We start from the raw sequence: 25,976 nt of genomic DNA, 5'->3' as shown, positions 1-25,976 counted from the left end.
CCGCGCGGCGCGTGGCGCGCCATCCGGCGAAGGGGCGCATCCTGAACCACCCCGGCGAAGGCGGCAAGCGCTCCCGGCGGCGCCGCACGGCGGTCACGCCCACTCGCGTATGTCGAGAAAGCCGAGCACCGATGCATAGTGGTCGGTATTGAGCATCGGGAAGCCGGCCGCGACCGCGCGTCGATAGAGGAAGGGATCGAGCTGGTCGGGTCGCAGGCGGCCGTCGCCGCGACCGAGGTCGAGCAAGGCCGGGATGTCGCGCTCGCGCATGGCTTCGGAGGCCGCGATGTCGGGCAGGTAGTAGCCCGCAAAGCCGATCATGCGCTCGTCGTCCAGGCCGGCCGCATTGACGTCGGCCAGCGTGGCCAGCCCCTGCTCGGGGATCAGCGGGACGAAATGCACCAGTTCCCGGGTTTCGGCCTGATAGGCCTCCAGCGTCGCGCGGCCGTACGCCGAGACGATCACCCGCGATGCAGCGTCGCGGTCCCGGATCAGGGCCACCAGCTCGGCGGGATCGACATCCTTGGTGTCCAGCCACAGCAGCGCGCCTTCCGCCGACCAGTCGAGAAAGGCCTCCAGGCTGTCGGGAGCGAGATCGGTGGCTGCGCCGGTGCCGTCGCGCATGCGCAGCCGGCGAAAGTCGGCGAACGCAATGTCGCGCACCGGACCGGAACCGGTAGTCTCGCGGTCGAGGGTGACGTCGTGCAGCGGCACCATGACGCCGTCGCGGGTGCGCCGGATGTCGACCTCGATCATCGCCGGCCCGGTCGCCATCACCTTCCGCGCCGATACCAAGTGGCATTCCGGATAGCCCGGCACATGCGGCTTGTAGCCGGCGCGATGCGCCATCAGCAGCGGCTGACTCAGGCGCGAACGGCGGGTATAGGCGGCCAGCGCGGCGGGCGAATCGAAGTGCTTGCGGTGGGCGGGCGGCGCGGCGCCGGCGGCAGCGGTGCCGGCGAGCGCGGCCAGCGGCAGCGCGGCGGCCGCGCGCAGGAACCGGCGGCGGTCGGGGCTCATCGCGGCATGCCGCCGGCAGACGGCGCGGCCGCGCTCACGCCGCCATCGCCGCGCCCGCGGCTGCCATCTCGGCGCGCGCGGCGATGCCGCCCTCGGCGGTCACCGGTCGCGTCGCCGCTTCGATCAGCCGGACCTCGAAGCCGGCCCTGCGCGCGTCGAGCACGGTGGCGCACACGCAGACGTCCTCGGCCAGCCCGCCCACCCAGAGGCGGCGCAGGTCGCGCGCGCGCAGCTCGATGGCCAGGCCGGTGGCCTCGAAAGCCGAATTCTGGTCCTGATCGAAGCGGGTGCCCTTGGTGACGATGACCGTGTCCGGCGGCAGCGCCAGATCGGGATGAAAGGCCGCACCCGCACTGTCCTGCAGGCAGTGCGCCGGCCACGGGCCGCCCCGCTCCGCGAAGCTGATGTGCCCGGCCGGGTGCCAGTCGCGCGACGCGAACACCGGCACGCCGCGCGCCGCGGCGGCCGCCATCCACGCGTTCAGCACCGGCACCACGGCGTCGCCACCGGTGATGGGCAGCGCGCCGCCCGGGCAGAAGTCGTTCTGCACGTCGACGACGATGAGCGCGTCGCGCGGCTGCAGATGATCGGCGATGTCCTTCATGACGGCCCTCCTTGCGGCAGCGTCCGTCCTTCGACCCCCGCGGCGCCGGTGATCGTTCCCGACACCGCCGCCCGGTAAGCGTCAAGCGCTTCGCTGACCGCCACTGGATAGGGCGTCTCCGCGGGCTGCGGGGCACGCAGCGTGGCCGGCAGGCGCGCGAGCTGGGTGGCGACGTGCGAGCGGATGTCGGCGAGCGCGGGCGCCGGGCGGACGCGATGACCGTCGCGCATGACCGTCTCCAGCAGCGGCCGCCCGGGAAGCGTCTCGTCGGCGCGCGCGATGACGTCGCGGTGATCGCCGTCGGCGTCGCCGCTGCGGAAGACCTGCTTCGGGCCCGGCAGCACCGCCTTGCCGGTGGACAGCTTCATGCGGCCCTCGCCACCGTAGGCGCAGAGCTTGTAGACCAGATCGAGACTGGGGGCGTCCTCGGAGACCGCCATCGCGGTGCCGACGCCGAAGCCGTCGAGGGCGGCACCGTCGGCGATCAGCTGCGCGATGCCATCCTCCTCCAGACCGCCGCTGGCGAGGATCTGCACCCGCTGCAGCCCGGCGTCGTCCAGCCTGCGCCGCACCGCCCGCGACAGCGCCACCAGATCGCCCGAGTCGAGACGCACCGCGCGCAGTCCGATGTCCCCGTCCCGCTCGCGGGCGAGCGCAATGATCCGGTCGACCGCGGCGAGGGTGTCGTAGGTGTCGACCAGCAGCACGGTATCCGGGAAGACGCGCAGGAAGGCGGCGAAGGCCTCGGTCTCGTCCGCATGCGCCTGCACGTAGCTGTGCGCCATGGTGCCGGCCACCGGAATCCCGTAGCGCGCGCCGGCGCGCACATTGGAGGTACCGGCCACGCCGGCGATGTGGAAGGCCCGCGCGCCCTGCACCGCGGCGTCGAGCCCGTGCATGCGCCGGGCGCCGAAGTCGAGCACGCTGCGCCCGTCGGCCGCGTCGACCACGCGGCGCGCCTTGCTCGCCAGCACGGTCTGCAGATGGATCTGGTTCATGACCAGCGTCTCCACCAGCTGGGCCTCGGGCAGCGGCGCGGTGACCTCCAGGATGGGCTCCTCGCCGAACATCGGGGTGCCCTCGGCCACCGCGCGCACCGATCCGGTGAACCGGAAATCGCGCAGCCAGTCCAGGAAATCGGCCGTGAAGATGTCCAGGCCTTCGAGATACGCGATGTCGGCAGCGCTGAAGCGCAGGTTCTCGAGCTGCTCGAGCACGCTCTCCAGCCCGCAGGCGATCAGGTAGTTGCGCCGCGCCGGCAGCGTCCGCACGTAGAGGCTGAATACCGCCTCCCGGTCCATGCCTTCGGCGAAGTACGCCTGCAGCATGCTGAGTTCGTACAGATCCGTGAACAGCGCGTCACCACCGGCCGCAGCGGTCGGGCGCGGATCGGTGATCCGCTCGTCGGCGGTCGGGGTGTCGGTCATGATGACGACGACGTCAGGGCCGCGCAGTGCGGTCCGCGAGTCGGCCGAGCGCCTGCTCGAACGCCGCGAGATCGTCCGCGCCGAAGAGCACGAAGCGCACCCGCCGGAGCGAGCCGGGCGCCGCCGCCAGCACCTGATGGACGCTGCGCACGGCCACCGTCGCCGCCTCGTCCAGCGGGTATCCGAAGGCCCCCGCCGAGATCGCCGGGAAGGCGATGGATGCCAGCTCCGCGTGCTGCGCCAGCCCGATGGCATTGCGATAGCAGGCCGCCAGCAGCTGGTCGGCGGGCTCGTCGCGGCCGTACACCGGGCCCAGACAGTGGATGACATGACGATTGGGCAGGGCGAAGGCACCGGTCATCACCGCCTCGCCCGGTCGGATCGGCGCGTAGGGTCGGCAGGCCGCATCCAGCTCGGGACCGGCGGCCCGGTGAATGGCACCGGCAACGCCACCGCCCGGATGCAGCTCGGCGTTGGCCGCGTTGACGACGGCATCGATGTCGGACTGACGCGTGATATCGCCGCGCCGGCATTCGATGTCGGCGCTCGTGACGGCGGACACCATGACGCTACCCTCCTGCGGTCATCGGGACCCGTCCGCAATCTTGAGGACGCACCGGCGTGCACGCAAACCGCTGCGGGGCATGCACTCAGACACCGCGCTCGCGCAGCCAGTCGCCGGCCAGCTTGCGCGCGTAGTCGGCCGCAGCCTCGTCGTAGGTCGGCCGGTAGTCGGCGTTGAAGCCGTGGTCGACGCCGGGGAACACGACGATGTGCGAGCCCGAATCCGACTTCAGCAGCTCGGTCCGCATGGCGCGGAGGGCGTCGCGCTGGATGTAGGCATCGGCGCCGGCATAGAGGCCGAGCACCGGTACGCTCAGCGCGGCGGCAATGTCGACCGGGTCGCGTGGCTTGATGGCGCTCTGCATGCCGTCGACCAGCCCGTAGTACGCCACGCCCGCCTTCACCGACGGGTTGTGATGCGCGTAGAGCCAGACCGTGCGGCCGCCCCAGCAGAATCCGATGATGCCCAGGCGGGTGGCGTCGACCGACGCGAGTCCGCCGGCATGGGCCACGGTGGCGTCGAGATCGCGCATGACCTGGGCGTCCGGCACCCTGGCGACCACCTCGGAGAGGATGGTGTCGATGTCCGCCATCTTCGAGACGTCGCCCTGGCGCACGAACATCGCCGGCGCGATGGCGCAGTAGCCGCGCTTGGCGTAGCGGCGGCAGACGTCGCGGATGTGCTCGTGCACGCCGAAGATCTCCTGGACCACGAGCAGCAGCGGGAAGCCCTCGCCTTCCGCCGGCATGGCCCGATAAGCCGGAATCTCGCCGTCGTCGACCGGAATCATCACCTCGCCCGCCACCAGCCCCTCGGTGTCGGTGGTGATGGTGGTGGCGGCCGCCGGGCCGGCGGCCAGCGCGAACCCGCCGGCGACCGAGGAGGTCAGGAATCCGCGCCGCGAGAGACCATCCTGCCGCGGCCGGGGATTGCCGAAATCGAGCGGGCGCAGCCCGTACTGCATTGCATCCATGATGGACTCCGTTGCGGGCACCGGACCCCGGCGCCGAGGGTTCCGCGCGTGAAGGACGCGGGCGCGACCATCATCATGCCGGCTGCCGGTGGGCGCTGCGTCAACCGCCGTCCGGCGTCGAAGGCGCGGCCGTCGCGCCCTCGCGCAGCAGCGACGCAATCGGTGACGCGTAGTGCTCGGTTCCCCAGCGACCGCGCCCCGAACTCTGCGAGTGGATGGTGACGTAGTGCACCTCCGGATCCTGCATCAGGCCGCGCACCCGGTCGCACAGACGGTCGGTGTCCGATGCATCGGCGATGTGGCGCAGCAAGCCGTCCGGACGCCATGCCACGCCCGCCGGGTCGACCGCGTTGCGCAGATAGCGCCGATAGATCGCGAACTCGGACCAGCGGCGCGGCGGCAGCGACAGGAGGGTGTCCCACCACGACCGCCCCGACTGCCGTTCCAGCGCCGCGAGCATGGCGCGCACGGTGGGCGCGTGCAGCACGAAGGGCGTATCGAAGCTGACGTCCCGACGGCCGGCGGGCGCATCGCCGAACAGCGCGCGCGCCTGTGTGTTCCAGTTCGCCTGCTTGCCGCGCACGCCCTCGGCCGGCGCCCAGCGCTCGAAGCACACGATGCGACCGTCCGGGTCGATGAAATCCGCGATACCCGCGCCCGGCAGGGCGAGCAGATCGGAGTCGAGCACCACCACGGTGTCGATCTCGCTCGCCGCCGCCGCCGCCAGCTTGGCGAGCTGCTGGGTATGCCAGCCGGTGTAGCGCACCCAGCGCGGCCAGCTGCCGGTGCGCGCGGCCAGGCTGCCCAGCATGCGCGTGCGCGCGCGGCCGGCGCGCTCGCCGACCGCACGCGCGTGCCGGCGGCGCCGGTCGACGTCCCCGGGCAGCACATCCGCGGTGGTGTGCCACTGCACCGCCCGGCGACCGGCGTCGGCGAACAGCGCGGCATCCTCGGTCTGCACCACCACCTGATGCGGGCAATCGGCAAGCGCGCTGTGCCGCAGGGACGCCTGCTGCAATCGGAAATGCGGGAGATCGCCCGACCAGGTGACGGTCAGCAGGCGCAGCGGCGGCACGGCGGCGGGCATCCGCCTAGCAGCCCGTTCCGTGCCCGGCGCGCGCCGCGGCATCATCGCGCCGTGGCGCGCAACCGGCCGTCGCCGACGGTCTCATTCGCGGAACGGCTTGAGCAGCTTCCGCCGCACCTTCTTGCCGCCGTTGGCCAGCGCGCGCAGATTGATGTCGTGGCGCGCCTCCGGCGCCAGACGCTTCCATTGCCTGACCTCGTCGCGGGTCCGCCGGCACGCCTTGCAGACGGCGCGCTTGTTGTAGTCGCACACCCCCACGCAGGGGCTGCGGTCGAGCAGCGTTGTCATGCGAATGATTCCTGTTCGTTTCCGCATGAGGCAACGCACCGCGCGGATGGTTCCGCTTCGGCTGCACCCTCACGACTTGTCCCGCGCCCGTGTCAGGGCGCTGGCGATGACCCCCGTGAAACCGGCCACCACGCCCAGGCCGACGATCATCACGAACCCGGTGAAGACGCGCCCCATCGGGGTGACCGGGTAGACATCGCCGTAGCCCACCGTGGTCAGCGTGACGATCGCCCACCACAGGCTCTCGGGGATGGAACCGAAGGCCTCGGGCTGCGCCTCGTGCTCGAACTGGTAGATGCCCGCCGCGGCCACGAACAGCATGATGAGCGCGGTGGTGCCGAACACCACCAGCTCGCTCTTCGATTCCCGGAATGCCTGCGCGAAGCGCGCCACCGCACGGTTGTGCCGCAGCAGCCGGAAGATGCGCAGGAAGCGCAGCGCGCGCACCCACTGCGAATCGTTGAGGAAGTAGTAGGGAAAGATGGCGAGGAAATCGACGATGCCCCAGAAGCTGAAGATGTAGGCACGCCGGTTCCCGGCGGTCGCGACCCGGAGCACGTATTCGATCGTGAACAGCGCCATGGTGACGACCTCGACCGCTGCGAGCGCGGTGTAGGCCAGCGGCGGCATGCCGCGCAGCGATGCCAGCGTCACGCCCGCCAGGGAGATCAGGATGACCACCTGCAGCACCGAGTCGAACCGGCGACCCAGCGGCGTATCGTGTTCGTGCAGTGCCCGCCGCAGCCATGCTGCGACCCCTCGCGTCTCCATTTCCGGACCCGGCCGTTTGGTTCCGCCGGTCACTCTACTGCGAAGACGCGCGCGGCACATGCGAGGACGACGGCCGCCGCCGCACGCGCCGCACGGGCCCGGATCGCTGCTAGGCGGCTATGCGCGCGTCGCCAGGCATGCGTTGCGCGGACGCCACCGCCGCTTCCAGCTTCGCGCGCAAGCGCGACATGTGCCCGGGAGCGGGCGCGCGATGGCTGCCCGGCAGCACGTACTCGTTGGCCAGCCAGTCGAGGAAGGGGCGACGCAGTGGCGCGGCATCGGGCGTGCCCGCGGCGCGGTCGCGCAGCCATGCCTGCAGCTCGCCCGGGCGCCGGGCGTGCGCGGCGACCCCGCGAACCGCGTAGCAGGCATCGCCCAGACAGAGCACCGGCCTATCGAGCAGCAGCCCCTCGATGCCGACGCTGCTGTTGAGCGTCACGACACCCTCGGCGCCGCGGATGAGCGCCTCGCTGGTGTGATGCTCGACGATGTGCAGACGCGGATGCGCGGCGGCGTGACGGCGCAGATCGGCGTAGGGCCGGTCGCAGCTCGGATGCGGCTTGATGACCAGGTGCAGCGGCTCGGGCACCTCGCGCAGCGCACCATCCAGGAGCCAGTAGAGCTGGCGCATGTCGCGGATCCACGGCGAGTACAGCAGCACCTGGCTGTCCAGGGCCACCTGGAAGGGCACGAACACATAGCGCTCGGGCAGCGGCTCGGGCGAGCCGGTGGGCTGCCTGCGCGGCACGCAGGTGGTGGGCAGATCGGCCGGGTTCCGATAGCGCGCGTAGAAGGCCGGGTCGCGGGGCACCGCGTTCTCGGCATTGACCCCGGCGGCGTCCGCGGTGGTGGTATCGGGCAGCAGGCCGGTCTCGAACAGGACGCAGGGAATCCCCTGCCGTGCCGCTGCAGCGCGCACGGCGCGCGCATCCACGCTCTGTCCGCCCCAGACACCGACCACGTCCGGGCGATGATCCCGCATGCGCTGCGACACGGCCGCGTAGTGCCAGCGCGCGAAGCGCAGCAGGATGCGCTCGTGCATCGCCACCTGCTCGGCGCGGAGGTGCGGGCGGGCTCGCTTGCGGGCGATGCTGTAGGCGGCGATCCACGCCGCCTCGGATGCGCCGATGCCGGCCCCCTGCGCCAGGCCGACCGGCGCCAGCGCCACGTCGGCATCGGCGAGCCCCTCGCGCAGCGTGCGGAAGTAGCGCCGCGCCTTGGGGCTGTTGTAGAAGAGTTGAACGCGCATGGCCCGATGATGGCGGCCGGCCATGACATCGCGGCAACGCGCCCGTTACGCGCCGGTGACGCGACGCCCCGGGCTCAGGCGCGCGCCGTGCCCGGCCGATCCTGGCGGCGGGTCCGCCAGCGGCGCAGCATCGCCCGCAGCGGCGAGCGGCGCCCGGCATCGCGTCCCTTGTGCGCATGCCGCACGCGATAGACCGCGGGCACCGCGACCCCCAGCCCCGGCGTGCCCAGCAGCCAGCGGAAGGCGCGATCCTCGTGCGCCTTGCACCACTGCGCCGCCGGTCGCTGGTAGAGCGCGATATCGGCGCAGTAGCCGCGGGCGCGCGCCACGTCGCCGTGCACGATCTGCATGGGGCCGGTGGCACGGGTCAGGCGCCGCGGCGTGCAATCCATGGCGACCGGATCGACCAGCGCCCGGCCGTCGTGGACACCGCCCAGATCATCGGCGTCCAGGACCGGCGTGCCCAGTTCCTCGCGCGGGTGCACCAGCACGGCATCGCATCCCTGCAGCGCGCGGGCGAGGCCGTCGAGACACCCGGGTCCGAAGACCACGTCGCAGTCGGTGAACCACACCCAGTCGGCCGCGGTGGCGCGGCCGGCACGGTTGCGCCCGATGGCGCGCCGGAACAGCTCCGCGGGCGGCAGCGCCATCCAGCGCCAGCGGACGTTGGGCACGGCGATTGCCCGGGTGGCTTCCAGCAGCGCCACCGTTTCCGCGTCCTCCCGCGCGTGGACCACCGTCATGGTCACCCGCACGTCGCGCGGCGGATGCTGCTGCAGCGAGCGCAGCTGGCACGCCAGCAGGCGGCTGTAGCGCCAGCAGTGACTGACGATCTCCACGTGCAGCACGCCGCTGCGCGCGGCGCGTGCCGCGGGCGGCGGGGGCGAGAACCAGCGCGCCGGCATCGCACCGCCTGCCGCCAGCCGGAAGAAGCTGCCCTGCAGCCGGTCGCGGCTGCGCCGGTATGCGCGGGCGGCGGCGGCCGGCAGGGCCGCGGGCAGAGAAGTCATGGGTCGACGCGGGCAGCGGAGGAAGGCATTGCGGGCGGCGACCGCCCGATCGATGCCGGGTTCGGTGCTCGCCCGGGCGCGTTGTACCGGTCCGGGCTTACCGTTTCATGACGAGCGCGCTGCTTCCGGCTCGACCTGCCACTCGGGTTCCTCGAACTCGCCGATGACGGTGATCTCGCAGGTGCGCGCATGCCGGTCGAGGATCTCGCGCACGGTGGCGTCGCGGCGGTCGTCCTTGGCGTCGCGCGCCGCCTTCGAGTCCCAGTGCGCGATGGCGAGCACGGTATCGGGCTCCCCGATCTTGCGGTGCAGATAGGTACCGCGCGCGCCGGGCGTCCGCTGGATGATGCGGCTTGCCTCGACCCAGGCGTCGGCGTATTCCTCGACGGTGGTGCCGGGCTTGACCCGGACTTCGAAGATGAACTTCACGTGGCCTCCTCGGGCGCCCCGCGGCGTCGATGAATGCCGTGCCCGAGCGTCGCGTCAGATGCCCATCCGGGACAGCGTGTCGACGAGCTGACGCAGGAAACCGCCCGCCACCGGATGCCGTGCCGCGAACTCGGCCTCGGCCTCGGTCGCGCGCGAGATGATGGAGTCGCTGTCGGGCGCGTCCTCCTGCTGGGCGAGGAGCGCCTGGATGTCGGCATCGAGCGCGCGCAGGCGTTCGCGCGTCGCATCGTCCATGGCATCGCCCTCGCGCTCGAGCTCGGCGCGCAGCTCGCGAAGCAGGGCCTCGGCGTTTTCTAGACTCATGGCCGCAATCCTAGCGCGCGGCGGCGCCGGCGTGTGCCAGTTCCGCCTCCAGCGTATCCAGATCCGGGACCAGCACCAGCGTGTTGCCGAGCCGGGCGCGGCACAGCACGAGATCGTCCCGGTCGGTCCCGGTCAGCGCGGCGGGCACCAGCGCGTTGGGCTCGACATCGACCAGGTGGGGATGCCCACGGCAGAGCAGCGCGATCACCGGCTGCTCCAGGAGCCGGCCGAAGGTCTGCACGAACACCGCGCGCGCACGCCGCGCACCGCCCGCCGTGCCGCCGTTGAGCACTTCGAAGTCCACCGCGGGAACCGCGACGCCCTCGTGCCGGACGGTGCCGCGCCACCAGGGCGCCGATCCGGACCCGGGCTCGGCATCGAACACGTTGCCGACCTCGATGACCGCGACGTTGGGCAGCAGGATGTGGTCGCCGCCCTCCTGGGCGAGCAGCATGCCGAAGACGCTCCTGGGCAGATCGCCGCTCGCCGTGCTCATGCCCGCACCTCCTCGCGCACGGCGCGGATCTCTTCGAGCAGCTCGGCTTCCTGATACGGCTTGATGAGATAGCGCTGCACGCCGAGCTCGGCGGCGCGCGCACGGTGCTTGTCGCCCGAACGCGACGTGATCATGATGATCGGCGTCGCCGCCAGACCGGTCGTGTTGCGCATGTAGCTGGCCACCTCGAAGCCGTCGGCACGCGGCATCTCGATATCGAGCAGCACGACATCGGGGCGCAGGGTCGCGAGCTGGCCCATGGCATCGACGCCGTCGCGCGCCAGCACGACCTCGAAGCCGTTGCGCTCGAGCAGGCGCTCGGCCACGCGCCGCATGGTGATGGAATCGTCCACCACCATGACCTGCGGGCGCGCACCGCGCGTCTCGCTGGTCACCGGCGGGGCCTCGCGGATGCGCTGGCGACGCACGCGGTCCTGCACCAGCGCGATCAGGTCGAGCAGCAGCACGATGCGCCCGTCCGGGAGGATGGTGGCCCCGCTCATGCCCGGCACGGCGGCCAGCACGGGGCCGATGGTCTTGGACACGACCTCGCGGTTGCCGATGACGTGGTCGACCACCAGCGCCAGGTTGCGCGACCCCTCGTCGACGCCTTCGGGCAGGCGCAGGAGCACGGCCGGCAGCGCGCGCGCGTCGGATGCGGCGGCGCGCGGCAGGCCGATGTAGTCGGCCGCGAAGGCGACGCGGTACTCGGTGTCGCCGTACTGCATGCGCCCTTCGCTGCCGTCGGCCGGCGCGGCCTGCGCGCGCGGCACCCGGCCGATGCCCTCGATGCCGGTGATGGGCACCGCGAAGGTCTCGCCGCCGGCCTCGAACATCAGCGCCTGTGCCAGGCCCAGCGAGATCGGCAGGCGGATGACGAAGCGGGTGCCGGCCCCGGGCTGCGAATCGATCTCCAGCGAACCGCCGAGCTGCCGGACCTCGGCCGCGAGCACGTCCATGCCGACGCCGCGACCGGCGGTCTGGGTCAGCTCGCGCGCGGTGGAGAAGCCCGGTTCGAGGATGAACAGCGCCAGCTGGGCCTGCGAGAGCTCGGCGTTCGCGGTCATCAGGCCGCGCTCGATCGCGGTGCGGCGTATGGCATCGAGATCGAGGCCGCCGCCGTCGTCGGAGACGGTGAGTCGCAGCTGCTGTCCCTCGCGGGCCAGATGGACGTCGATGGTGCCGAGCTCGGGCTTGCCACGCCCGTCGCGCGTGGCGGCGTCCTCGATGCCGTGGACCACGGCGTTGCGCAGCGCGTGCTCGAGCGGCGCGGTCATGCGCTCCAGCACGTTGCGATCGACCTCGATGTCCTCGCCCTCGAAGCGGGCGCGTACCTGCTTGCCCGATTCCTGGGCGGTCTGACGCACCACGCGCTGCAGACGCTGCGTCTGGCGCGCGAAGGGCACCATCAGCGTGCCCATCAGGCCCTGCTGCAGATCGCTGGTGATGCGCTGCTGCTGCAGCAGCAGGGCCTCGGTCTCGCCGCTGCCGGCGCGCATGGCGTCCTGCAGCACGTTGATGTCGCCGACGGTCTCGGCCAGTGCGCGCGACAGCTCCTGCATGCGCGAGTAGCGGTCCATCTCCAGCGGATCGAAATCCTGGCCGTAGCGGTCGGGCTCGGCCTCGCCGCCGACCAGTCCGCGCGCCTCGATCTGGGCCTCGGTCTCGGCGTTGAGCTGGCGGAGCTGGTCGCGCAGGCGGTTGACCGTCTCGCCGAGCTCGTCGAGCTGATTCCCGACGCCGGCGTTCTGCTCGTCGAGACGGGCGCGCAGCACCGAGATCTCGCCGCCCTGATTGAGCAGCCCCTCCAGCTGCGGAACCGGGACGCGGGCGAACTCGCGGCGCAGGCCGAGCAGCCCCTCGTCCTCCTCCGGCGGGCGCCAGAGCACGCGCGGATCCCACTGCGTCTCGGGCGCCGGTGCGGTGGCGGGCACCGGCGGCTCGTCGACGGGCTGCGCCGCGGACGCGGCGGCTTCGGCGCCGCCGGTCAGCTCGTCGATGTAGGTGCTGTCGTAGTAGGCACTGTCGTCGTCGGCCGCCGGTGGCGCGGCATTGCCCGGCCGCGTTCCGGCGTGCAGATGCTGGAGCTGCTCGAGGCGCGTCTGCAGCTGCATGAAGGTGCTGCTGTCGGCATCGAGATGGCCGGCGACGAGGTCGTCGGCCATCGATTCCATCTCGTGGGCCACGGCGGCCATGCTGGTGGCATCGACCATGCGCGCGCTGCCCTTGAGGGTGTGCAGCGCACGGCGGAAGTCGGTGACCGCGCCGGCATCGGCGGCCGGCACCCCGGCCTCGGCATCCCGCGACCAGCGCTCCAGCGCGCCCTCGATGGTCTCGAGGAGGTCGCGCGCTTCCTCGTGGAAACCGGACAGCAGCTCGGCGTCCGCGCCGTCGGGCTCGGCAGCCGCCGGCGCGCCGGCGCCCGCGGGGACCCACGGCGGCAGACGGTCGTCGTCCGGCTCGCGCCAGTCGGCGCCGGCGTCGACCAGCCGGCCGGCGTCGGCTTCGTCGCCGGGCGCGGCGAAATCGTCGCTGTCGTCGATGAGCGGGTCGGTCGGCTCCATCGGCGGGTGGTGGCTCACCGTGTCGCCGATCTGCTCCAGGCTGCCTTCCGGCTCGGCGGGCGGTACGGCGCCAGCCGCTCCGCCATCGTCCAGCGTGAAGACGCGCGCGGCGGCGTCGTCGGCAGGGGCGTCGGTCCACGCCGGCAGACGCTCGTCGTCGGGGTTCCGCCAGTCGCGCGCGGTGTCGGGGAACGGCGCCGCGCCCGCCGGCAGCTCGTCGTCGCCGGTGTCCTCGGCCGGCCACTCGCCGGCATCGTCCATGGGAGGATGCGCGCGCACGGCATCGCCGATGCCCTCGAGGCTGCCCTCGGGCTCGGTGGCGGTCGCGGCATCGGCCCCGGACAGCGGGTCGGCCGGCGGCGCCTCGGGCGCATCCGCGGCATCGTCGTCCAGCTCCTCGAGCAGCGTCCGCACGTCCGGCTCGCGCCCGGCGCGGAGCTGCTCGACGGCGCGGTAGAGCCCGTCGGCAGCATTGTGCAGACGCGACAGCGCGGCGGTGTCGGCCGCCACGGCGCCGTCCTCGATCGCCGAGACCAGCGTCTCGCAGCGATGGGCGACCTCGCCCATGTCGTCGTAGCCGGCCATGCGCGCGCTGCCCTTGAAGGTGTGCAGCGAGCGCGCGAGCTCGCGCAGCGGCTCCTCGGCGCCGGGCTGGCGTTCCAGGCGATCGAGGTCGCTGTCGATGGCCTCGAGCAGCTCCTGTGCCTCGCCGATGAAGAGCTCGCGCAGCTCCGCGGCATCGTCGTCCTCGGTCGCCGCGCTCGCCGCCGGTGCGATGGGCGCTGCCGGCGGTTCCGGCTCGGGGGCCGGCGCTTCCGGCGCATCGGGCCCGGACATCGGCGGCGCGGACGGGGCCTCGCCCTCCGCGGGCGCGGGCTCGGAACGGTGATCGGGCAGGAAGGCAGCCGCCGCATCCGCGGCCGGAGCGGGCGCATCGCCGTGCCAGTCGAGCGCTTCCACGCGCGCGACGAGATCGTCGTCGACGGACGGCGCGCCATGCTCGCGGTAGGCGTCGAGCCGCTGGAACAGGGCCTCGACGAAGCGCTCCAGCGATGCCAGCGCGCTGTCGGAGGGCGGCGTGTCGTCGGCGATGGCGGTCTCGAGGCACGTCACCAGCGCGCGCGCCGGCGCCGCAAGCGGCTCGCAGCCGGCATTGGCCGCGGTACCGCCGAGGTTGCGGAAGTGATCACGGATGACCGGCGCGTAGTGGCGCCCCGCCGGATCGGCGCGCCAGGCGCGGACCTGCTCGTCGATCGCCTGCAGCCATTCCAGCGCCTCGATGCAGAAGGCCTCGCCGATGGCGTGCGCCTCGGCGTCCTCGCGTTCGGATGCGGGCAGCCGTTCGTGCCGCTCGCGCAGCCCCGCCATCCAGACGTCGAAACGCGCCGGATCGGGTTCGGGCTCGCGCGCGGCGACGCGCTCGCGCAGCGCCTCGACGATCTCGGCGATGAGGGCGTGGTCATCGGCCTCCAGACGCCGGTCGCCGCGCCGCAGCGTGTTGAGATAGTGCTCGATGCCGCCGGCGAGCGCGCTGAAGCGCTCGGCACCGACCGCGGCCGCCGAGCCGCGCAGCGTATGGAAGGCGCGGATGACGTCCGGGTCCGCGCTCTGGCCGCCCCCGGGCTGTCGCTCCAGCCAGCGGCCGGCCATGCCGACCTGGGCGACGGCATCCTCCAGGAAGGTCTGCAGCAGATCCTCGCGCTCGGCACCGGTGGTGCCGCCGTGCAAGAGACGGTCGGCGCTCTCGGACAGCGCCGCGAGCCGCTCGCGGTCGAGGCTGCGTCCGGGGTCGGCGAAGGCGGCCACCATTTCGGGCACGAAGGCCACCGCCTCGCCTATGAAGCCGACGATGGCGGGCGTGACCGCCAGTCCGCCGTCGCGGCAGGCATTGAGCAGCTGTTCGCAGGCCCACGCGAACTCGCCCAGATCGGTGGCCCCGACCATGCGGCCGCTGCCCTTGAGCGTGTGGAAGCCGCGGCGGACCTCGAGCATGGCCTCGGTGTCTTCCGGGTCGCGCTGCCAGCGCGCGTAGGCGCTCTCGATGGTGGCGCGCACCTCCTCGGCTTCCTCGAGGAAGACCTCGCGGATGTCGGGGTCCACCGGCTCGGCGGCGGTCGCCTCGTCCGCGACCGTGTCCGGAGCGGGCGCAGCGTCGGTGCCGTCCGACTCGGCGCCGGCATCGCCGGCCGAACCGAAGCCGTCGAGCAGCGTGCCCAGCGCGTCGGCGAGATGCGCGCTGGGTGCGCGCCGCTCGAGCAGGCTCTCCAGATAGAAGTCGATCACCGCGATGGCATCGGCGAAGCGCTCCGCCGCGCGGGTGCTGTCGCAGAGCGCGGCAAGCCCCTGCTCGCGTGCCAGTGCGGCAAGTCCCGACACCAGCTCGGCGAAGCGCGTCTCGCTGATCACGGCGAGGGCGGCGGCGACCTCCTGGAGCTGCTGCTCGGCATCCGCCAGCGCCTCGGCATTGCCGTTGCGCATCCAGGCATCGACAGCGGTCTTGACGCGCGAGATGTTGACCTGCGACTCGCGTACCAGCGCCTGCTGGCCACCCTGCAGATCGGCGGCGTTGGGAATCTCCTCGCCCAGCGGCACGCCGTCGACCTCGGCGGAGACCGCGTTGATGTTGCGATAGAGCGCCTCGTCGAGGCTGACCTCGATGCGCAGCAGCGCGCTGGCGATGTCGATCCAGCCTTCGTGCCCGGCGTCGGCCTCCTCGGACAGCAGCGTCGAGAGCAGCGATATCTGGTTGCGCGCCACGCGTGCCAGCGCCGGCAGCCCCAGCATCGACAGCGTGTGCGCCATCTGGTCGAGCAGCGCGCGCGCCTCCTCCATGTCGCCGGCGCCGGCGCGTACGCGCAGGTCGATGTGATCCTTGACCTTGCCCAGATCGGCGCGGAGCTCCTGCGACAGCTGCGCGATGAGCGCGCTGTTGGTGCCGCGCAGGCGGTTCCGCATGCGGCCGAGGACGGCGTCATCCGGCAGGTGCTTGTCGAGCTCGAGCCGTTCGCGGAGCCGCTGCGTGCGCGGACCGACCTTGTCGGCGCGACCCAGATGCAGCAGCAGCGCTCCCGCCAGCTGCCGCGCCTCGGGGAAGGCATCACCGGCCGCCAGCGCGCGCACCGCATGCGCCGAGCGCCCGAGCAGGCGCTTGAGATCGAGCGAACCGTCGAGACCGCCGGTGAGCACGGTCTCGGCCGTGGCCGCCATGCAGCGCCAGAGCATGTGCTGGTCGGCGTCGTCGGTACCGCGGGCGAAGGCCTCGCTGAGCTTGCCGACCCGCGCCACGCCCTCGCGCGCCTCGTCGCGCAGCCAGGTGGCCAGCGCCTGCTGGTAGACGGTCTCGTACTTGCGCGCGAGCGGCCGCGCCGGCGGCGCGCCCTGCTCCGGCCCGCCGAATGCCATCTGCGGGCCGAGCATCGCGACCTGGCGCGCGAAGATCTCGGACTCGCTGAGCAGCGGCTGGCCGCGCACGACGTGCAGTTCGTTGAGCGCGGGATGCAGGACCAGGGCATGGTCGGGCAGCCCGCTGACCACGGCATCGGCGTAGTCGTCGAGCTGCATGAGCGCGCCCATGACGGCCGCCCCCAGCGCCGGCACGTCCTCGACCGACTCGTGGCTCAGCGCGTCGACGGCATCGGCGATCTCGGCCGCGGCGATGGCGACGCCGGCGCACTGCACGATCTGCGCCGAGCTGCCCACTTCCTGCAGGGCGCTGACCGCCTCGCGCAGCGAGGCGGCGCTGGCGCGCTCCTCGACGTACTGCTCGACGAGGTCGCGCGCGCGCTGCAGGTTGTGCGCGAACTCGGGCCGGAGCCAGTGCATCCCGGCCACCAGATTCGGGCGCGCGTACACCATGATCAGGCCGCCACGTGCGTGAGCTGCGCCGAAGCGGCGAGCCGGTGAAGGCTGAGCACGCGCCACGAGCTGCCCTCGCGCACGAAGGCGCCGAGCAGCCAGTCGCGCAGGGGTGCCGGGGCGCTGTCGGCGAGCGCATGCTTCTGGTCGCCGGGCACGAACTGGCGGTGGCCGTAGACGCCGTCGACCAGGAAGCCGAGCGGCGCCTGCGCGTGATGGAAGACCACCACGCGCGAGTCGCGGTCGGTCTCGCCGCGCGGATAGCCGGCGAGCGTGCGCAGATCGCAGACCGGCAGCAGGTCGCCGCGCACGTTGGCCACGCCGAGCAGCCACTCGGCCGCACCCGGCACGCGCGTGACCGGCATCGGCGTGAGCACTTCGCGCACGTCGTCGCCCGGCACCACGAAGCCGTCCTCGCCGAGCCGGAAGGCGAGCCCGGTCCAGAACTGCCCCTCGGCGGCCTCGAAGCGGGCGGCGCGCAGCGTGCGGTCGAGCTCGGCGAGCAGTGCGTAGGGCTGGTCGCGGAGCGAACGCAGCGTTTCGGTCACGGCGCGGCCTCGTCCGCGAGATGCGCCTGCACCGCCGCCATCAACTCGTCCTTGGTGAACGGCTTGGTCAGGTAGTGGTCGGACCCGACGATGCGCCCGCGCGCGCGGTCGAAGAGACCATCCTTGGACGACAGCATGATCACGGGCGTCGACGCGAAGCGCGGATTGCCCTTGATGAGGGCGCAGGACTGGTAGCCGTCGAGCCGCGGCATCATGATGTCGATGAAGATCAGATCGGGCGCGTGATCGGCGATCTTGGCGAGCGCCTCGAACCCGTCCTTGGCGGTGATCACCGTGTAGCCAGCCCGCGACAGCAGCGTTTCCGCCGTGCGCCGGATCGTCTGGCTGTCGTCGATCACCATGATCTTTCCGGTCACCGGCCATTCCCCCCCGAGATTCGTGTTGACGGCTGTTCGATGCGGCCCCGGTTGTAGCACAAACGACCGCGGGCGCATACCGCGCTGCGCTACCATGCGTGCCCGTTTGCCGCCGAACGCCCTCATGACGCAGGCCGTCCCGAATATCGCCGTCGCCTCCGGGCCGGTGCTCGCCCTGGAGTCCCGCTTCCTGGACGCCCAGCAGTCCATCGAGGCCTGGTTGCGGCGCGAATGGGCGCAGACCACGGCGCCGTTCTACTGCTCGGTGGATCTGCGCAACGCCGGCTTCAAGCTGGCGCCGGTGGACACCAACCTGTTCCCGGCCGGCTTCAACAACCTCAACCCCAATTTCGACAGCCTCTGCCTGCAGGCGCTGCAGACCGCGGTCGAACGCACCTGCCCCACCGCCGCCAAGCTGGTGCTGGTGCCCGAGAACCACACCCGCAACCGCTATTACATGGAGTCGGTGGCGCGCCTGAAGGGACTCCTCGAGCGCGCCGGCTTCGAGATCCGGGTGGGCTCGATCTCGCCCGAGATCGCCGAGCCGATGACACTGGAGCTGGACTCCGGCGCCAGCCTCACCCTGGAACCGCTGGAGCGCAGCGGCGACCGCCTGCACATCGGCCGCTTCTCGCCCTGCGCGGTGGTGCTCAACAACGACCTCTCCGGCGGCGTGCCCGACATCCTGCGCAACGTCGTGCAGCCGCTGCTGCCGCCCGCCGAGGTGAGCTGGGCGCAGCGGCTCAAGTCGCAGCACTTCGCGCACTACCGCGAGGTCACGCGCGAGTTCGCCGAGCACATCGGCATCGACCCGTGGCTGATCACGCCCGGCTTCCGCAACTGCGGCAACGTCAACTTCCTCAAGCGCGAGGGCGAGGACTGCCTCGCGGCCAACGTCGAGGGGCTGCTGGAGGAGATCCGCGCGAAGTACGCCGAGTACGGCATCACCAACGATCCCTTCGTGGTGGTGAAGGCCGACGCCGGGACCTACGGCATGGGCGTGATGACCGCCAAGCACCCCGACGAGCTGCGCCAGCTCAACCGCAACATGCGCAAGAAGATGGCATCCGCCAAGGGCGGCGGCGAGGTCACCGGCGCCATCATCCAGGAAGGCGTCTACACCTTCGAGACCATCGGCGAGCCCGCCGCGGTGGCCGAGCCGGTGGTCTACATGATCGACCACCACGTGGTCGGCGGCTTCTACCGCGTCCACGAGGGCCGCGGCAACGACGAGAACCTCAACGCGCCGGGCGCGCGCTTCCATCAGCTGGCCTTCGCCGACCCCGGCGTGGCGCCGGACAGCACCTGTCCGCCCGACGACACGCCCAACCGCTTCTACGCCTACGGCGTGGTGGCGCGGCTCGCCATGCTCGCGGCCGCGCGCGAGATCCGGAGCACCGCCCACGAGGCCGCCGCATGAGCACACCGCCGGCGGCACGCCGCCTGCTGGTGGTCATGGACCCGATCGCGGGCATCAAGCCGAAGAAGGACACCACGCTGGCGCTCATGCTGGCCGCGCAGGAAGCCGGCTGGACGCTCCACTGCGCCGACACCGGTGCGCTGCGCGTGCACGGCGCCGAGCCGCGCATCGATGCGGCGCCGGTCACCGTGCGCGACGACGAGCGCGACTGGTTCACGCTGGCGCCGACCGAGGACTTGGCGCTGGCGGACTTCCCGCTCATCCTGATGCGCAAGGACCCGCCCTTCGACCAGGAGTACATCTACGCCACCTACTGGCTGGAGCGCGCCCAGGCGGCGGGCAGCCGCGTCGTCAACGCACCGCGCTCGCTGCGCGACTGCAACGAGAAGGGTTTCATCACCTGGTTCCCCAATCTCATCGCACCCACGCTGATCGCGCGCGACCCGGAGGCCCTGCGCGCCTTCCACGCCGAGCACGGCGAGATCGTGCTCAAGCCGCTGGACGGCATGGGCGGACACGGCGTCTTCGTCATCGGCGCCGACGGCCGCAACCTCAACGCGGTGATCGACGCGCTCGGCGACGGCGGGCGCCGCACGATCATGGCGCAGCGCTACCTGCCCGCCATCGCCAGCGGCGACAAGCGCATCCTGATGATCGACGGTGAGCCGATCGACCACGTGCTTGCGCGCATCCCCGCCGAGGGCGAGACGCGCGGCAACCTCGCCGCCGGCGGCCGCGGCGTGGTGCAACCGCTGTCGGCCACCGATCGCCGCATCGCGGAGGCCGTCGGCCCCGAGTTGCGCGCGCGCGGCATCGTCTTCGCGGGGCTCGACGTCATCGGCGAGGCGCTCACCGAGATCAACATCACCAGCCCCACCTGCCTGCGCGAGATCCAGCGCGAGACCGGGCAGGACATCGCCGCGCGCGCCATCGCGGCAATGACCGACGGGCTGTAGCGTGCTGATCCGTCGGCTGATCTTCGGCGGGATCGCGCTCGCCGCGCTGATCTTCCTGCTGTTCCGCCCGCCGGTGCCCGGCGGCGAGGAGCAGCGGCTGGTGGAGCAGCAGTTCCCGGCCATGGGCACCTGGTTCACGGTCTCGGTATGGCTCGACGAGCCCGGACAGCGCGAGGCCGCGCGCGGCGCCATCGGCGCGGCCGAGCAGCACCTGCACGCCTACGCCCGGCAATGGGACCCGAACGGCGACGGTGCGCTGGGCGGGCTCAACCAGCGTCTCGCCGCCGGCGAGTCGATCACCGTGCCGGCCGACATGCAGCCGCTGTTCCGCGCTGCCGAGCAGTGGCGCCGCGACAGCGACGGCGCCTTCGACGCGCGCATCGGCACGCTGATCACGCTGTGGGGCTTCGACGACGCCGAGGATTTCCGCACCCGGCCGCCGGCCGAAGCCGAGCGCGCGGCACGGGTCGAGGCGATCGGTGCGGCTCCCGTCTACGACGGCATCGCCTACGGCCCCGCCCCGGCGGTGCGCTGGAACTTCGGCGCCATCGCCAAGGGCGAAGCGGTCGAACAGGCCAGCGCCATCCTGGTCGAGGCCGGCTTCGATCATCACATCGTGAATGCCGGCGGCGATCTGGTGGTGCGCGGTGAGCGCGGCGACCGCAAGTGGCGCGTCGCGGTGCGCCATCCGCGACCGGGCATGGCGCAGTCACTGCTCGCGGCCCTGGACGTCGGCGACGAAGCGGTATTCACCAGCGGCGACTACGAGCGCCATTTCGAGCACGACGGGACCCGCTACCACCACATCATCTCGCCCGCCACCGGGGCGCCGGCGCGCGGCCTGCAGTCGGTCACCGTGGTGGCGCCGGAAGGCGTCGCGGCCGACGCCGCCAGCACGGCGCTCTTCGTCGCCGGCGCGGACTGGCGGGCCATGGCGGACCGGCTCGGCATCGCGGTGGCGATGGTGGTGTACGACGACGGCAGCCTGGCGATGACGCCGGCCGCCGCCGACCGCTTCCGCCTGATCGCCGACGTCGCCCGCCGGGACGCCGAATGACGCGTGCCGACGCGGTGGTCATCGTGCTGCTGGCAGCGCTGGTGGGCTACGTCGGCATGCAGCAATGGCTGACCCGCGAGCCGGCCAGCGCGGTGGCGGTCTACCGCGGCGGCGAGCGCATCGCGACGCATCCGCTGGCGCAGCATCGCGAGATCGCGGTGGAGGGCCGCATCGGCACCGCCCGCATCGAGATCCGCGACGGCCGCGCCCGCTTCACGCACAGCCCGTGCCGGCGCAAGGTCTGCATCCACATGGGCTGGCAGCAGCGCAGCGGCGCGGTCGCCGCCTGCGTGCCCAACGGGCTGTCGCTGCAGATGCTGGGCGGCAGCCGCGAGTTCGATGGCATCGCCGGCTGACGCGGCCGACGTCCTCGACCGGCGCATCGCCGGACTGGCCGCGGTGGCCATCGCCATCCACGTGCTGGAGGCCGGCTTCCCCAGTCCGGTGCCGGGCATCAAGCCCGGGCTGGCCAACGTCGTCACCCTGATCGCGCTGTGGCGCCACGGGCTGGCGTGCGCGGCGTGGGTGGCGGGCCTGCGCGTGCTGGTCGGCTCCCTGCTGGTGGGCAGCTTCCTCACCCCGACCTTCTGGCTGTCGGCCACCGGCGCCCTGTGCGCGCTGGTCGCGCTGGCGCTGGGATGGACACTGGGACGGGCCGTCCCGCCCCTGCGGCTGTCACCACTGGGCCTGTCGGTATGCGCCGCGGTGGCCCACATGAGCGGCCAGTTCGTGGCGGCATGGAAACTCTTCCTGCCGCACGACGGTCTTCTGGTACTGCTGCCGGTGCTGCTGGCGGCGGCGCTGGGATTCGGGCTGGTATCGGGCCTGGTGGCGCTGCGCGTGCTGACCGCCATGGAGCGGCTTGAGCGCGAGGGCGACGCCGCCTGATACTGCACACGGCGCCCGGAGCATCACCAACACGGAGGCGATCATGGAAGCAGCGGACAAGGCGGGTGACGGCCAGGGCTATCTGCGCAACCAGTTCCTGGTGGCCATGCCCAGCCTCTCCGACGAGCAGTTCGGCCAGACCGTGACGCTGCTCTGCGAGCACAACGACGAGGGCGCGCTCGGGCTGGTGGTCAACCGGCCCACCGATCTCAAGCTCGCCGACATGCTCTCCCACCTCGGACTGGACACCAGCCACTTCAGCGAGGCGGGTCCCCCGGTGTTCTGGGGCGGCCCGGTGCAGCCGGAGCGCGGCTTCGTCGTGCACACCGAGGCCGGCAACTGGGATGCCACGCTGACCATCAGCGATACCCTGCATCTGACCACGTCGCGCGACATCCTCGATGCCCTCGCCGCCGGAAGCGGACCGAGCCACTACATCGTGCTGCTCGGCTACGCCGGCTGGGACGCCGGCCAGCTGGAGAGCGAGATCCTGCACAACGCCTGGCTCAACACGCCGGTCGATCAGCAGATCCTCTTCGACACCCCGAGCTCGGACCGCTGGCAGGCCGCGACGCGACTGCTGGGCGTCGACTTCACGCAGCTGACCTCGGCCGCAGGGCACGCCTGACGCCGGATACCGCTCGGCAGGATCAGGGACGGTGGATAGCCGCGGACGCCGACGGGAGCGGACCGACGGAAGCGAGGAGAACGACGGCCGGCAACCACCACCACCGACGGCGGGGGACAGTATACTTATTTCCTGTAAAGAGGTTTCACTGGCGAAGTCTTACCGCAGGAAATAAGTATACTGTCACCTTTATTCGTCTCCTTTATTCGCGCCCCCTTGTGCGCGCGCCATTCCCCCGCACCAAACCGCTAACAGAACCGGACATCCGATGGCCACATATCTCGGCTTCGACTTCGGCACCGGGCGCGTGGGCGTCGCGGTCGGCGACGCCGTCACCGGCACCGCGCGCGCGCTGACCACGGTGGCGCCGCGCGACTGGGCGGCCATCGACGGCCTGATCGCGGAGTGGGCGCCGGCGGCGCTGGTGGTCGGGCTGCCGCTGGCCGAGGACGGCGGGGAGCAGCCGCTCACCGCGCGCACGCGCCGCTTCGCACGCGCGCTCGCACAGCGCAGCCGCCTGCCCGTATACACTTGCGACGAACGCTATTCCTCGCTGGCTGCCGACAGCGCGCTGCGGGCGCGCGACGGGCGCACGCCCGCGGGCAACGACGCCGAGGCCGCACGCATCATCCTCGAACAATGGCTGAGCCAGGCAGACACGACCGCGACGCCGCCGCAACCGCCGAGCTGATCGCCCGCATGGCGGGCGCGCTGACCCTCCTGCTGCCGCCGGCCGCGACGCCGTGCGCGCTGGTGGGCATCGAGCGCGGCGGCGTGGCGGTGGCCCGAGCGCTGGCGCCGCTGCTGCCGGCGCACCTGGAGAGCGGCTCGGTGGATGTCAGCTTCCACCGCGACGATTACGCGCGCCGCGGCCTGCGCACGGCGCGTCCGTCGAAGCTGCCGCTTTCGCTGGAGGACACCTGCGTGGTGCTGGTCGACGATGTGCTGCAGACCGGCCGCACCGCGCGCGCCGCGATGGAGGTGCTGTTCGAGCGCGGGCGCCCCGCCTCGGTGCTGCTGGTGGCGCTCGCCACGCGCCCCGGCCGACAGCTCCCCATCCGCCCGGACGTCATCGGCGAGGTCCTCGACGTCGCCGCCGACACCCACGTCGCGGTGCTCGACGATCCGCTGCGCATCCGCGTCGAGGAGCGCGCGGCATGACGCCGGCAGCGCTGCAGCTCGACGACCGCGGCCGCCTGCGGCATCTCCTCACCACCGAGGGGCTGCCCGCGGCGCTGCTCACCGAGATCCTCGACACCGCCGCGCAGTTCGTGCCGGTGGCCGGCGCACCGGTCAAGAAGGTGCCGCTGCTGCGCGGCCGCACCGTCCTCAATCTCTTCTTCGAGGCATCGACGCGCACGCGCACGACCTTCGAGCTGGCCGCCAAGCGGCTGTCGGCCGATGTGCTCAACATCGACGCGCAGACCTCGTCGACCTCCAAGGGCGAGACGCTGTTCGACATGCAGCGCACGCTGGAGGCGATGCAGGTCGACATGTTCGTCATCCGCCACGGATCCAGCGGCGCGGCGCACTTCTTCGCGCGCCACGCCGCGCCCGGGGTGTCGATCCTCAACGCCGGCGACGGACGCCACGCCCATCCCACCCAGGCGCTGCTCGACATGTACACGCTGCGCCTGCACCGTCCCGACTTCAGCGGCCTGCGCGTCGCCATCGTCGGCGACCTGCTGCACTCGCGCGTGGCGCGCTCGGACATCCACGCACTGCGCACCCTGGGCTGCCGCGACATCCGCGTGATCGCCCCGCGCACCCTCATGCCGGCGGGCATCGAGGAGCTGGGCGTGACGCCCTTCACCGACATGGATCGCGGCCTCGACGGCGTCGACGTGGTCATGCTGCTGCGCCTGCAGCGCGAGCGCATGCGCGGCACCCTGCTCGCCTCGCCCGGCGAGTTCCATCGCGCCTACGGGCTGACCGAGGAACGCCTGCGGGCACTGGGACCGGATGCCCTGATCATGCACCCCGGACCCATCAACCGCGGCGTCGAGCTCTCCGGCGACATCGCCTACGCCCCGCAGTCGCTGATCCTGCAGCAGGTCGAGCACGGCATCGCCATCCGCATGGCCGTGATGGCGATGATCATCGGTCGCGGAGAAACCGAATGAGCCGAGCCATCCGCATCCGCGACGCACGCGCGGCCGACGGCGCCGGCGAATACCAGCGCCTCAGCCTCGGCATCCGCGACGGCCGCATCGTCCACGCCGCGCCCGAACCGCCCGCGGGCGAGTGGGATCACGACATCGACGCCGGCGGCCTGTTGCTGCTGCCCGGCTGGATCGAGCTGGCGGCCCGCCTGCGCGAGCCCGGTGCCACGCGCAAGGCCGATATCGCCTCCGAGCTCGCGGCAGCCGCGGCCGGCGGCATCACCACGCTGTGCGTGCCGCCGGACACCGACCCGGTGATCGACCGGCCGTCGGTGGTCGACTGGATCCGCACGCGCGTGGCGAGCTCGGGCTCGCCGGTGGCGGTGCATCTGCTGGGCGCGGCGACCGCCGGCCTCGCCGGCGCCGAGCTCGCCGAGATGCGCGCGCTGGCCGCCGCCGGGGTCAGCGGCATCGGCCAGATCGGCGCGCCGCTGCGCGATGCCGCCGTGATGCGCCGCGTGCTCGAATACGCCGCCTCCTTCGGCCTGCGCCTGCACGTGCAGCCGGTGGACGCCGCCCTGGCCGCCGACGGCTGCGCCCACGAGGGCGCCGTCGCCACCCGCATGGGGCTGCCGCCGGTACCGGTGGCGGCCGAGACCTGCGCCATCGGCCAGTGGCTGGCACTGATCGAGGACACCGGCGCGGCCGTGCACTTCGGACGCCTGTCCAGCGCGCGCGGCGCCCGCATGATCGCCGACGCGCGCCGCGAGGGCCTGCCGGTGAGCGCGGACGTGGCGCTGCACCAGCTGCTGCTCACCGATGAAGCGCTGAACGGATTCGACACCCGCGCCCGCCTCGATCCGCCGCTGCGGGCGCCGTCGGATCGCGACGCGCTGCGCGCCGCGCTGGCGGACGGCAGCCTGCCGGCGCTGTGCTGCGACCACCAGCCCCACGAGGCCGATGCCAAGAACGAGGCCTTCGATCTCGCCGCGCCCGGCGCATCGGGCCTCGACATCGCCTGGGGGGTGGCGCTGCAGCTGGTCGCCGACGGCGTCTGCGACCTGCCGGCGCTGGTACGCGCCTGCCACGACGCGCCGCTGGCCTGCCTCGGCCTGGCCGCGCAGGGTCTCGCCGAGGGCGCACGCGCGGACTGCGTGCTGATCGACCCCGAGGCACGCCCGCCGGTGGATCCGCAGTCCTTCCGCAGCCGCGGCCGCAATACTCCGCTCGGCGGCCGGGCCACCGGGGGCAGCGTGGTGCTGAGCGTGGCAGGCGGCGTTCTCGCCCACGAGGCGCTGGACGGTCATCGCATGCGCCGTTAGTCTCGGCGTCTTGATA

The 25,976-nt window shown here is 72.4% G+C and carries 26 protein-coding genes; 10 read left to right on the top strand and 16 right to left on the bottom strand.

Annotation, left to right across the window (positions count from 1 at the left end; genetic code table 11):
• Positions 1 to 93: 93 nt before the first annotated feature.
• The 16 genes from KAH28_RS16500 to KAH28_RS16425 all read right to left on the bottom strand — a co-directional run bounded on the left by KAH28_RS16500 (position 94) and on the right by KAH28_RS16425 (position 17,572).
• Positions 94 to 1,020: a glycerophosphodiester phosphodiesterase family protein gene (locus KAH28_RS16500; protein WP_290578524.1), complete on the bottom strand. Its 927-nt coding sequence runs from the start codon at positions 1,018 to 1,020 to the stop codon at positions 94 to 96.
• 34 nt (positions 1,021 to 1,054) lie between these two features.
• The gene (locus KAH28_RS16495; protein ID WP_290578522.1) at positions 1,055 to 1,624 is read right to left on the bottom strand and encodes an isochorismatase family protein; all 570 of its coding nucleotides are present in this window, start codon (positions 1,622 to 1,624) and stop codon (positions 1,055 to 1,057) included.
• On the bottom strand, positions 1,621 to 3,051 hold the full coding sequence (locus tag KAH28_RS16490; protein ID WP_290578520.1) for a nicotinate phosphoribosyltransferase: 1,431 nt from the start codon (positions 3,049 to 3,051) through the stop codon (positions 1,621 to 1,623). Before KAH28_RS16490 ends, KAH28_RS16495 begins: the two co-directional genes overlap by 4 nt.
• A gap of 13 nt (positions 3,052 to 3,064) precedes the next feature.
• Positions 3,065 to 3,616 carry a macro domain-containing protein gene (locus KAH28_RS16485; RefSeq protein WP_290578518.1) on the bottom strand — a complete coding sequence of 184 codons (552 nt, stop codon included), beginning with the start codon at positions 3,614 to 3,616 and terminating at the stop codon, positions 3,065 to 3,067.
• 85 nt (positions 3,617 to 3,701) lie between these two features.
• Positions 3,702 to 4,580 carry a dienelactone hydrolase family protein gene (locus KAH28_RS16480; RefSeq protein WP_366918221.1) on the bottom strand — a complete coding sequence of 293 codons (879 nt, stop codon included), beginning with the start codon at positions 4,578 to 4,580 and terminating at the stop codon, positions 3,702 to 3,704.
• 109 nt (positions 4,581 to 4,689) lie between these two features.
• Positions 4,690 to 5,676 carry a DUF6492 family protein gene (locus tag KAH28_RS16475; RefSeq protein WP_290578514.1) on the bottom strand — a complete coding sequence of 329 codons (987 nt, stop codon included), beginning with the start codon at positions 5,674 to 5,676 and terminating at the stop codon, positions 4,690 to 4,692.
• Between the two features lie 81 nt (positions 5,677 to 5,757).
• Entirely contained in the window at positions 5,758 to 5,964 is a 207-nt protein-coding gene (locus KAH28_RS16470; RefSeq protein ID WP_290578512.1) for a DUF1289 domain-containing protein, read from the bottom strand.
• A gap of 69 nt (positions 5,965 to 6,033) precedes the next feature.
• Entirely contained in the window at positions 6,034 to 6,735 is a 702-nt protein-coding gene (locus KAH28_RS16465) for an ion transporter (RefSeq protein WP_290578510.1), read from the bottom strand.
• Between the two features lie 109 nt (positions 6,736 to 6,844).
• Entirely contained in the window at positions 6,845 to 7,984 is a 1,140-nt protein-coding gene (locus KAH28_RS16460; protein WP_290578508.1) for a hypothetical protein, read from the bottom strand.
• Between the two features lie 74 nt (positions 7,985 to 8,058).
• Positions 8,059 to 8,994 carry a glycosyltransferase family 2 protein gene (locus KAH28_RS16455; protein WP_290578506.1) on the bottom strand — a complete coding sequence of 312 codons (936 nt, stop codon included), beginning with the start codon at positions 8,992 to 8,994 and terminating at the stop codon, positions 8,059 to 8,061.
• 105 nt (positions 8,995 to 9,099) lie between these two features.
• Complete coding sequence (locus KAH28_RS16450; RefSeq protein ID WP_290578504.1) at positions 9,100 to 9,423, bottom strand: antibiotic biosynthesis monooxygenase family protein; 324 nt, start codon at positions 9,421 to 9,423, stop codon at positions 9,100 to 9,102.
• Between the two features lie 54 nt (positions 9,424 to 9,477).
• The gene (locus tag KAH28_RS16445; RefSeq protein WP_290578502.1) at positions 9,478 to 9,747 is read right to left on the bottom strand and encodes a DUF4404 family protein; all 270 of its coding nucleotides are present in this window, start codon (positions 9,745 to 9,747) and stop codon (positions 9,478 to 9,480) included.
• Positions 9,748 to 9,757: 10 nt separating this feature from the next.
• The gene (locus KAH28_RS16440; RefSeq protein ID WP_290578500.1) at positions 9,758 to 10,243 is read right to left on the bottom strand and encodes a chemotaxis protein CheW; all 486 of its coding nucleotides are present in this window, start codon (positions 10,241 to 10,243) and stop codon (positions 9,758 to 9,760) included.
• Positions 10,240 to 16,662 carry an Hpt domain-containing protein gene (locus KAH28_RS16435; RefSeq protein ID WP_290578498.1) on the bottom strand — a complete coding sequence of 2,141 codons (6,423 nt, stop codon included), beginning with the start codon at positions 16,660 to 16,662 and terminating at the stop codon, positions 10,240 to 10,242. The genes KAH28_RS16440 and KAH28_RS16435 overlap by 4 nt, the downstream gene beginning before the upstream one ends.
• Positions 16,663 to 16,664: 2 nt before the next feature.
• Positions 16,665 to 17,210: a chemotaxis protein CheW gene (locus KAH28_RS16430; protein WP_290578496.1), complete on the bottom strand. Its 546-nt coding sequence runs from the start codon at positions 17,208 to 17,210 to the stop codon at positions 16,665 to 16,667.
• On the bottom strand, positions 17,207 to 17,572 hold the full coding sequence (locus tag KAH28_RS16425; RefSeq protein WP_290578554.1) for a response regulator: 366 nt from the start codon (positions 17,570 to 17,572) through the stop codon (positions 17,207 to 17,209). The genes KAH28_RS16430 and KAH28_RS16425 overlap by 4 nt, the downstream gene beginning before the upstream one ends.
• 139 nt (positions 17,573 to 17,711) lie before the next feature.
• On the opposite strand from KAH28_RS16425, the gene gshA reads away from it, so the two are divergent.
• The 10 genes from gshA (at position 17,712) to KAH28_RS16375 (ending at position 25,960) form a co-directional block, all read left to right on the top strand.
• Positions 17,712 to 19,007, top strand: a complete 1,296-nt coding sequence (gshA, locus tag KAH28_RS16420) for a glutamate--cysteine ligase (protein WP_290578495.1) — start codon at positions 17,712 to 17,714, stop codon at positions 19,005 to 19,007.
• Positions 19,004 to 19,963, top strand: a complete 960-nt coding sequence (gene gshB, locus KAH28_RS16415) for a glutathione synthase (protein ID WP_290578494.1) — start codon at positions 19,004 to 19,006, stop codon at positions 19,961 to 19,963. The genes gshA and gshB overlap by 4 nt, the downstream gene beginning before the upstream one ends.
• 1 nt (position 19,964) lies before the next feature.
• A complete protein-coding gene (locus tag KAH28_RS16410; protein WP_290578493.1) occupies positions 19,965 to 21,020 on the top strand; it encodes an FAD:protein FMN transferase in 1,056 nt (351 codons plus the stop codon).
• The gene (locus KAH28_RS16405; protein ID WP_290578491.1) at positions 21,017 to 21,376 is read left to right on the top strand and encodes a NusG domain II-containing protein; all 360 of its coding nucleotides are present in this window, start codon (positions 21,017 to 21,019) and stop codon (positions 21,374 to 21,376) included. Before KAH28_RS16410 ends, KAH28_RS16405 begins: the two co-directional genes overlap by 4 nt.
• Entirely contained in the window at positions 21,360 to 21,908 is a 549-nt protein-coding gene (locus KAH28_RS16400) for a Gx transporter family protein (protein ID WP_290578489.1), read from the top strand. The genes KAH28_RS16405 and KAH28_RS16400 overlap by 17 nt, the downstream gene beginning before the upstream one ends.
• 43 nt (positions 21,909 to 21,951) lie before the next feature.
• Positions 21,952 to 22,536, top strand: coding sequence for a YqgE/AlgH family protein (locus tag KAH28_RS16395; RefSeq protein WP_290578487.1), 585 nt, complete (start codon positions 21,952 to 21,954; stop codon positions 22,534 to 22,536).
• A 268-nt stretch (positions 22,537 to 22,804) separates the two neighbouring features.
• A complete protein-coding gene (ruvX, locus tag KAH28_RS16390; protein ID WP_290578485.1) occupies positions 22,805 to 23,227 on the top strand; it encodes a Holliday junction resolvase RuvX in 423 nt (140 codons plus the stop codon).
• Positions 23,176 to 23,697 (top strand): bifunctional pyr operon transcriptional regulator/uracil phosphoribosyltransferase PyrR, encoded by a 522-nt coding sequence (pyrR, locus tag KAH28_RS16385; RefSeq protein ID WP_290578483.1) that lies wholly within the window; start codon positions 23,176 to 23,178, stop codon positions 23,695 to 23,697. The genes ruvX and pyrR overlap by 52 nt, the downstream gene beginning before the upstream one ends.
• Positions 23,694 to 24,659: an aspartate carbamoyltransferase catalytic subunit gene (locus tag KAH28_RS16380; RefSeq protein WP_290578481.1), complete on the top strand. Its 966-nt coding sequence runs from the start codon at positions 23,694 to 23,696 to the stop codon at positions 24,657 to 24,659. The genes pyrR and KAH28_RS16380 overlap by 4 nt, the downstream gene beginning before the upstream one ends.
• Positions 24,656 to 25,960 carry a dihydroorotase gene (locus tag KAH28_RS16375; RefSeq protein WP_290578479.1) on the top strand — a complete coding sequence of 435 codons (1,305 nt, stop codon included), beginning with the start codon at positions 24,656 to 24,658 and terminating at the stop codon, positions 25,958 to 25,960. The genes KAH28_RS16380 and KAH28_RS16375 overlap by 4 nt, the downstream gene beginning before the upstream one ends.
• Positions 25,961 to 25,976 lie beyond the last annotated feature (16 nt).

The organism is Algiphilus sp. (genome assembly GCF_023145115.1).
In the GTDB taxonomy this organism is placed as follows: Bacteria; Pseudomonadota; Gammaproteobacteria; order Nevskiales; family Nevskiaceae; genus Algiphilus.
This window is presented reverse-complemented; position numbering and strand designations above follow the sequence as displayed.

Coding starts and splice junctions, on each gene's coding strand:
- KAH28_RS16500 (WP_290578524.1), bottom strand. CDS start 1,020: ATGAGCCCCGACCGCCGCCGGTTCCTGCGCGCGGCCGCCGCGCTGCCG.
- KAH28_RS16495 (WP_290578522.1), bottom strand. CDS start 1,624: ATGAAGGACATCGCCGATCATCTGCAGCCGCGCGACGCGCTCATCGTC.
- KAH28_RS16490 (WP_290578520.1), bottom strand. CDS start 3,051: ATGACCGACACCCCGACCGCCGACGAGCGGATCACCGATCCGCGCCCG.
- KAH28_RS16485 (WP_290578518.1), bottom strand. CDS start 3,616: ATGGTGTCCGCCGTCACGAGCGCCGACATCGAATGCCGGCGCGGCGAT.
- KAH28_RS16480 (WP_366918221.1), bottom strand. CDS start 4,580: ATGCAGTACGGGCTGCGCCCGCTCGATTTCGGCAATCCCCGGCCGCGG.
- KAH28_RS16475 (WP_290578514.1), bottom strand. CDS start 5,676: ATGCCCGCCGCCGTGCCGCCGCTGCGCCTGCTGACCGTCACCTGGTCG.
- KAH28_RS16470 (WP_290578512.1), bottom strand. CDS start 5,964: ATGACAACGCTGCTCGACCGCAGCCCCTGCGTGGGGGTGTGCGACTAC.
- KAH28_RS16465 (WP_290578510.1), bottom strand. CDS start 6,735: ATGGAGACGCGAGGGGTCGCAGCATGGCTGCGGCGGGCACTGCACGAA.
- KAH28_RS16460 (WP_290578508.1), bottom strand. CDS start 7,984: ATGCGCGTTCAACTCTTCTACAACAGCCCCAAGGCGCGGCGCTACTTC.
- KAH28_RS16455 (WP_290578506.1), bottom strand. CDS start 8,994: ATGACTTCTCTGCCCGCGGCCCTGCCGGCCGCCGCCGCCCGCGCATAC.
- KAH28_RS16445 (WP_290578502.1), bottom strand. CDS start 9,747: ATGAGTCTAGAAAACGCCGAGGCCCTGCTTCGCGAGCTGCGCGCCGAG.
- KAH28_RS16440 (WP_290578500.1), bottom strand. CDS start 10,243: ATGAGCACGGCGAGCGGCGATCTGCCCAGGAGCGTCTTCGGCATGCTG.
- KAH28_RS16435 (WP_290578498.1), bottom strand. CDS start 16,662: ATGGTGTACGCGCGCCCGAATCTGGTGGCCGGGATGCACTGGCTCCGG.
- KAH28_RS16425 (WP_290578554.1), bottom strand. CDS start 17,572: ATGGTGATCGACGACAGCCAGACGATCCGGCGCACGGCGGAAACGCTG.
- gshA (WP_290578495.1), top strand. CDS start 17,712: ATGACGCAGGCCGTCCCGAATATCGCCGTCGCCTCCGGGCCGGTGCTC.
- gshB (WP_290578494.1), top strand. CDS start 19,004: ATGAGCACACCGCCGGCGGCACGCCGCCTGCTGGTGGTCATGGACCCG.
- KAH28_RS16405 (WP_290578491.1), top strand. CDS start 21,017: ATGACGCGTGCCGACGCGGTGGTCATCGTGCTGCTGGCAGCGCTGGTG.
- KAH28_RS16400 (WP_290578489.1), top strand. CDS start 21,360: ATGGCATCGCCGGCTGACGCGGCCGACGTCCTCGACCGGCGCATCGCC.
- KAH28_RS16395 (WP_290578487.1), top strand. CDS start 21,952: ATGGAAGCAGCGGACAAGGCGGGTGACGGCCAGGGCTATCTGCGCAAC.
- ruvX (WP_290578485.1), top strand. CDS start 22,805: ATGGCCACATATCTCGGCTTCGACTTCGGCACCGGGCGCGTGGGCGTC.
- pyrR (WP_290578483.1), top strand. CDS start 23,176: ATGGCTGAGCCAGGCAGACACGACCGCGACGCCGCCGCAACCGCCGAG.
- KAH28_RS16380 (WP_290578481.1), top strand. CDS start 23,694: ATGACGCCGGCAGCGCTGCAGCTCGACGACCGCGGCCGCCTGCGGCAT.
- KAH28_RS16375 (WP_290578479.1), top strand. CDS start 24,656: ATGAGCCGAGCCATCCGCATCCGCGACGCACGCGCGGCCGACGGCGCC.